This window comes from Acidimicrobiales bacterium (genome assembly GCA_036399815.1).
In the GTDB taxonomy this organism is placed as follows: domain Bacteria; phylum Actinomycetota; class Acidimicrobiia; order Acidimicrobiales; family DASWMK01; genus DASWMK01.
This window is the reverse complement of record DASWMK010000257.1, coordinates 1-5,693: the sequence shown is the minus strand read 5'-3', so window position 1 is coordinate 5,693 and position 5,693 is coordinate 1. Positions and strand designations below refer to the sequence as shown.

At 77.6% G+C, this 5,693-nt stretch carries 6 protein-coding genes; 5 read left to right on the top strand and 1 reads right to left on the bottom strand.

Going from position 1 to position 5,693, the window contains the following annotated elements:
• From aroA to VGB14_19485, 3 genes are all read left to right on the top strand, one after another.
• The coding region (gene aroA, locus VGB14_19495) for a 3-phosphoshikimate 1-carboxyvinyltransferase (GenBank protein ID HEX9995118.1) at nucleotides 1-1,242 on the top strand (1,242 nt) is incomplete at its 5' end.
• Entirely contained in the window at nucleotides 1,230-1,898 is a 669-nt protein-coding gene (cmk, locus tag VGB14_19490; protein ID HEX9995117.1) for a (d)CMP kinase, read from the top strand. The genes aroA and cmk, both read left to right, overlap by 13 nt.
• Nucleotides 1,895-2,647, top strand: a complete 753-nt coding sequence (locus tag VGB14_19485) for a lysophospholipid acyltransferase family protein (GenBank protein ID HEX9995116.1) — start codon at nucleotides 1,895-1,897, stop codon at nucleotides 2,645-2,647. Before cmk ends, VGB14_19485 begins: the two co-directional genes overlap by 4 nt.
• Here the strand turns inward: VGB14_19485 and ispH are convergent.
• Nucleotides 2,644-3,675 carry a 4-hydroxy-3-methylbut-2-enyl diphosphate reductase gene (ispH, locus tag VGB14_19480; GenBank protein ID HEX9995115.1) on the bottom strand — a complete coding sequence of 344 codons (1,032 nt, stop codon included), beginning with the start codon at nucleotides 3,673-3,675 and terminating at the stop codon, nucleotides 2,644-2,646. The two genes, VGB14_19485 and ispH, sit on opposite strands and share 4 nt — an antisense overlap.
• A 52-nt stretch (nucleotides 3,676-3,727) precedes the next feature.
• Between ispH and VGB14_19475 the strand changes: the two genes are divergently transcribed.
• Together VGB14_19475 and VGB14_19470 are read left to right on the top strand one after the other, a co-directional pair.
• On the top strand, nucleotides 3,728-5,266 hold the full coding sequence (locus VGB14_19475; GenBank protein HEX9995114.1) for a DUF512 domain-containing protein: 1,539 nt from the start codon (nucleotides 3,728-3,730) through the stop codon (nucleotides 5,264-5,266).
• Nucleotides 5,267-5,269: 3 nt separating this feature from the next.
• A partial coding sequence (locus VGB14_19470) for a GTPase (protein ID HEX9995113.1) occupies nucleotides 5,270-5,693 on the top strand: 424 nt, incomplete at its 3' end.

Here is a 5,693-nt window from a genome sequence, read left to right as displayed (position 1 = left end):
ACCGGCCCGACCCCGGTCCGCGGCCGCCTCAGGGTCCCGGGGGACAAGTCCGTCTCCCACCGGGCCCTGCTCCTCGGCGCCCTGGCCGGGGGCACGACCACGATCACCGGCCTGTCCGCCGGCGGCGACGTCGCCCGCACCCGTTCCGCGGTCGAGGCGCTGGGCGCGGCGGTCGACGAGGTGCACGGCGAGGTGCGGGTCACCGGCGGCCGGCTGCACGAGCCGGCGGCGGTGCTCGACGTCGGCAACTCCGGCACGGCCATCCGCCTGCTGGCCGGCGTGTGCGCCGGCGTCGACGGGATCAGCGTGCTGGCCGGCGACGCCTCGGTGGCCGCCCGGCCGATGGACCGGGTCGCGGCGCCGCTGCGGGCCATGGGCGCGACCGTCGACGGGCGGGGCGGCGGGCGGTGGCCGCCCCTCGTCGTGCGGGGCGGGCGCCTCCGGGGCATCGACTACGAGCTGCCGGTGCCGAGCGCGCAGGTGAAGGGCGCCGTCCTGCTGGCCGGGCTGGCCGCCGACGGGGAGACCGTGGTGCGGGAGCGGGCCGCCACCCGGGCCCACACCGAGGAGCTGCTCGCCGCCTTCGGCGCCGACGTGGCCGTCGACCGGGAGGCCGGCACCGTCCGCCTGCGCCCTTCCCGGCTGCGGGGCACGGCGGTGGCCGTGCCCGGCGACCCGTCGCAGGCGGCGTTCTGGGTGGTCGCCGCCTGCGCCGTCCCCGGCGCCGACCTCGTGGTCGAGGACCTGTACCTGGGGCCGGCCCGCGCCGGGTTCCTCGACGTGCTCGCCCGCATGGGCGCCGACCTCGAGGTCGACCGGCGGGCCGGCGCCGTCCGGGCCAGGGGCGGCCCGCTGAAGGGCATTGACGTGGGCGGCGACGAGGTGCCCGGCCTGGTCGACGAGGTGCCGGCCCTGGCCGTGGCCGCGGCCTGCGCCGACGGCGAGAGCCGGTTCACCGGCCTGGGCGAGCTGCGGCTGAAGGAGAGCGACCGGCTGGCGACGGTGGCGGCCATGCTGCTGGCGTTCGGCGCGGGGGTCGCGCCGCTGGCCGACGGCTTCGTCGTGGCCGGCGGCGGCGGGCTGCGGGGCGCCGTGGTCGACGCCGCCGGCGACCACCGGATCGCCATGGCCGCGGCGGTGGCCGGCCTGGCCGCGGCCGGCGAGACGACCGTGACCGGCTGGGACGCGGTGGCCACCAGCTACCCCGGATTCGAGGAGGACCTGCGACGGTGCACGCCGTGACCGGGGGCGAGGCGTGGCAGCGCCGGGTCGTCGCCATCGACGGGCCGGCCGGGTCGGGCAAGTCGACCGTGGCGCGCGCCCTCGCCGCCCGGCTCGGCCTGCGCCACCTGGACACCGGGGCGATGTACCGGGCGGTCGCCTTCGCCGCCCTCCGCCAGGGGGTCGACCCGGCGGACGAGGAGCCGGTGGCGAGGATCGCGAGGGAGGCCGCGCTCGTCGTGGACGGCGACCGCGTGACCGTCGACGGGGTCGACGCCACCGCCGCCATCCGGGGCCCGGACGTGACCGGCGTGGTCAGCGCCGTGGCCGCCCACCCGAGCGTGCGGGCCGAGCTGCGGCGCCGCCAGCGGGAGTGGGCCGAGGAGATGGGCGGCGGCGTGGTCGAGGGCCGCGACATCGGCACCGTGGTCGTGCCCGGGGCCGGCCTGAAGGCCTACCTGACGGCCCGGCCCGAGGTGCGGGCCGCCCGCCGGAGCCGGGAGATGGCCGACGCCGGCCACGCCGACGTCGCCGCCGATCTCGCCAGGCGGGACGCGGCCGACAGCGGGCGGGCCGACAGCCCGCTGCGGGCGGCCGAGGACGCGGTGGTCGTGGACACGAGCGACCGGTCGGTCGAGGACATCGTCGACGAGCTGGCCAGGAGGTTCCCGGGATGACCGACGACCTCGCGGCGCGACCCGCCGACGGCGCCACCGCCGGGCCGGCCCCGGGCAGCCGCCGGGACGCCAGTCCGGCCAAGCTCGCGTTCTACCGGCTCGTCCGCGGGCTGCTGGTCGCCTTCGGCCGGGGCTGGCTGCGGCTGCGGGTCGAGGGCGGCGAGCACGTGCCGGCCGACGGCCCGTTCGTCCTCGCCCCCGTCCACCGCTCCAACCTCGACTTCTTCCTCGTCTCCTCGGTCACCACCCGGCGCATGCGCTACATGGGGAAGGACTCGCTGTGGCGGTCCCGCGCCCTCGGCTGGCTGATCAGCGCGCTCGGGGCCTTCCCGGTGCGCCGGGGGGCGGCCGACCGGGAGGCGCTGCGCACCTGCCTCGAGGTCATCCGCTCGGGCGAGCCGGTCGTGCTGTTCCCGGAGGGGACCCGGCGGACCGGGCCGGTCGTCGAGTCGATCTTCGACGGCGCCGCCTACGTGGCCGGCCGGGCCGGCGTGCCCATCCTGCCCGTCGGCATCGGCGGGTCCGAGCGGGCCATGCCGAGGGGCGCGAAGTGGATCCGGCCGGTGCGGGTGGCGGTCGTCGTCGGCCGGCCGTTCACGGTGGGCGACGGCACCGCGGGGGAGCGGGTGCCGAGGAGCGCGGTGAAGGCCGCGTCGGCCCGGCTCCAACGTGAGCTCCAGGAGCTGTTCGACCTGGCCCAGGAGCGGGTCGGGTCGCCCAACCCGCCGCTGCCGGCCGGCGACCGCTAGACGAGGGCGGCGAGGACGTCGCTCGCCGGCACGGCCCGGTCGAGCAGGGTCGGCCGGCCGTCGAGGGGCCCGGCCAGCAGGGCGGTGGCGGCCACGTCGACGGCGGTGAGCAGCTCGCGCAGCTCCCGGGGCGGCGGGAAGTATTCGTCCTCCTCGGTCACCCGCACCTCCTCGACCCCGTGCACCGGCGCCAGGCGGGCGATGACGGCCTCGACCACCTGCTCGGGGGCGGACGCGCCGGCGGTGACCCCGACGGTGCCGGACAGGTCGCCGGGCAGCTCCTCGGGGCCGTTCACCCGCAGCACCTTGGGGCAGCCGCCGTCGACGGCCAGCTTCTCGAGCGCCCTCGTGTTCGACGAGTTGGCCGACCCGACGACGACGACGGCGTCGCACCGCGGCGCGATCTCCATCAGCGCCGACTGCCGGTTGGTGGTGGCGAAGCACAGGTCGCTGCGCCCCGGCATCCAGACCTCGGGGTAGCGGTCGCGCACGGCGTCGAGCACGCCGGCCCAGTCGCGATGGCTGAGCGTGGTCTGGGCCAGCACGGCGACGGGCTCGTCGAAGTCGGGCAGGGCGGCCACCTCGGCCTCGGTCTCCACCCGCGAGATCGCGCCGGGGGCGACGGCCATGGTGCCGACCGCCTCCTCGTGGCCCTCGTGGCCGACGTAGACGATGCGGTAGCCGCGGCCGGCCCGCACCTTGACCTCGTGGTGGACCTTGGTGACGAGCGGGCACACGGCGTCGACCACCCAGCCGCCCCCGGCCCTGGCCGCCTCGACCACCTCGGGCGCCGACCCGTGGGCCGACAGCATCACCGGGCGGCCGGGCGGCACGTCGGCGATGTCGTCCACGAACACCACGCCGGCCTGCCGGAAGCGGTCGACCACCCGCTGGTTGTGCACGATCTCGTGGAAGCAGTAGACGGGCGGCTCGAAGGCCCGCACCATCCAGGCCAGCGCCTTGATGGCCATCTCCACGCCGGCGCAGAACCCCCTGGGCGCGGCGAGGAGGACGCGTTCGACGGGCACCCGTCCAGGCTACCGGCGGCCCGTCGGCGGCCCCCCGGTAGCCTGGGACGCCGTGCCCGCTGCCCGAGTCGTCGCCGTCGCGCCCGGTTCGCCGGCGGCGCGCGCCGGCCTGGCGCCGGGCGACGAGATCGTCTCGATCGGCGGCCGGGTGCCCCGCGACGTCATCCAGTACCGGCTGATGGTCGACGAGCCCGACGTCGAGATCGAGGTCGACCGGGGCGGCGTGGCCGTCACCGTCGAGGTGGCGAAGGGGCCGGGCGAGCCGCTCGGGGCCGACGTGGCGTCCGCGCTGTTCGACCGGGTGCAGACCTGCGACAACGCCTGCGAGTTCTGCTTCATCCACCAGCTGCCGCCCGGGCTCCGCCGCAGCCTGTACCTGAAGGACGACGACTACCGGCTGTCGTTCCTGTACGGCAACTTCACGACGCTGACGCGCTTCACCGAGGCCGACCTGGAGCGGGTGGTGACCGAGCGGCTGTCGCCGCTGCACGTCAGCATCCACGCCACCGACCCCGACGTGCGGGCGGCCATGCTGCGCAACCGCAGGGGGGCGACCAGCCTGCGGTGGCTGCGGGCGCTGCTCGACGCCGGCATCGAGGTGCACGGCCAGGTCGTGGTCTGCCCCGGGGTCAACGACGGCGCCGTGCTCGACGGGACCCTGGCCGACGTGCTGGACCGCTACCCCGAGCTCGCCACGCTGTGCGTCGTCCCGCTCGGCATCAGCCGCTTCTCCCGCAGCGACAGCCTCCGCCCGCACACTCCCGGCGAGGCGGCCGCCGTTGTCGACGCCGTGGAGGACTGGCAGGGCGTGTTCCTCGCCGCCCTCGGCCGCCGCCTGGCCTTCGCCGCCGACGAGTACTACCTGCTCGCCGGGCGGCCGTTCCCGCCGGCCGAGGCCTACGAGGGCTTTCCGATGCACGAGGACGGGGTCGGCATGGCGAGGACGCTCGAGCTGGAGCTGACCGGCGGCGCCGACCGCCCGACCGGGGTCCAGCCCGGGTTCTTCGCCTGGGTCGACGGCGCCCCGGCCGACGGCTACCGGGCCCCCCGCCTGGCACCCGTCGCCGCGGCCGGGCCCGCTCCCGGCCCGGCCGCCGGCTCGGCCTGCGGGACCGGCGCAGACGCGAGCGCCGCCGACCCGGCTGCCGTTTCGGCCTGCGGGACCGGCGCAGGCGCGGGCGCCGCCGTCCCGGCCGCCGGCTCGGCCTGCGGGACCGGCGCCGCCGGCGGCGCGCCGGGCATCGTCACCCTGCGGCCCCGCCGGGACGCGCCGGTCGCCGTGCTCACGGGCACGTACGGCGCGGCGGTGCTCCGCCCCCTCCTCGACCGCATCGGCCGCCCCGACGTGCGGGTCGTCCCCGTCGAGAACCGGTTCTTCGGCGGCACCGTCGGCGTGGCCGGGCTGCTCGTCGGCGAGGACCTGGCCAGGGTGCTCGCCGCCGAGCCCGAGGGCCACCGCTACCTGCTGCCCGACGTGTGCCTGTCCAGGGGCGTGTTCCTCGACGGCACCCGGCCCGAGGACCTGCCCCGCCCGGTCGAGGTCGTCCCCACCGACGGCATCGCCCTGCGGGCCGCGCTCGGCGGGCGCTGAGCCGTGCCCCTGCCCGTCGTCGCCGTCGTCGGCCGCCCGAACGTCGGCAAGTCCACCCTCGTCAACCGGGTGGTCGGCCGCCGGGTGGCCATCGTCGAGGAACGCCCCGGCGTCACCCGCGACCGCAAGGAGGTCGAGGCCGAGTGGGCCGGGCGGCGGTTCCTCGCCGTCGACACCGGCGGCTGGCTGGCCGCCGGCCGGGTCGGCGACCCGCTCGACGCCAAGGTCAGCGCCCAGAGCGAGCGGGCCATCGGCGACGCCGACGTGGTGGTGCTGGTCGTCGACGTCACGGTCGGCGTCACCGAGGAGGACGGCCGGGTCGCCGGGCTGCTGCGCCGGGCCGGCCGGCCGGTGCTGCTCGCCGTCAACAAGGTGGACGACGCCAACCGGGAGGCGGCCGTGTGGGAGTTCGTCGCCCTCGGCCTCG

What these genes read in the sequence shown, in the direction of transcription:
- VGB14_19485 (HEX9995116.1), top strand. Translation starts at nt 1,895, where the DNA reads ATGACCGACGACCTCGCGGCGCGACCCGCCGACGGCGCCACCGCCGGG.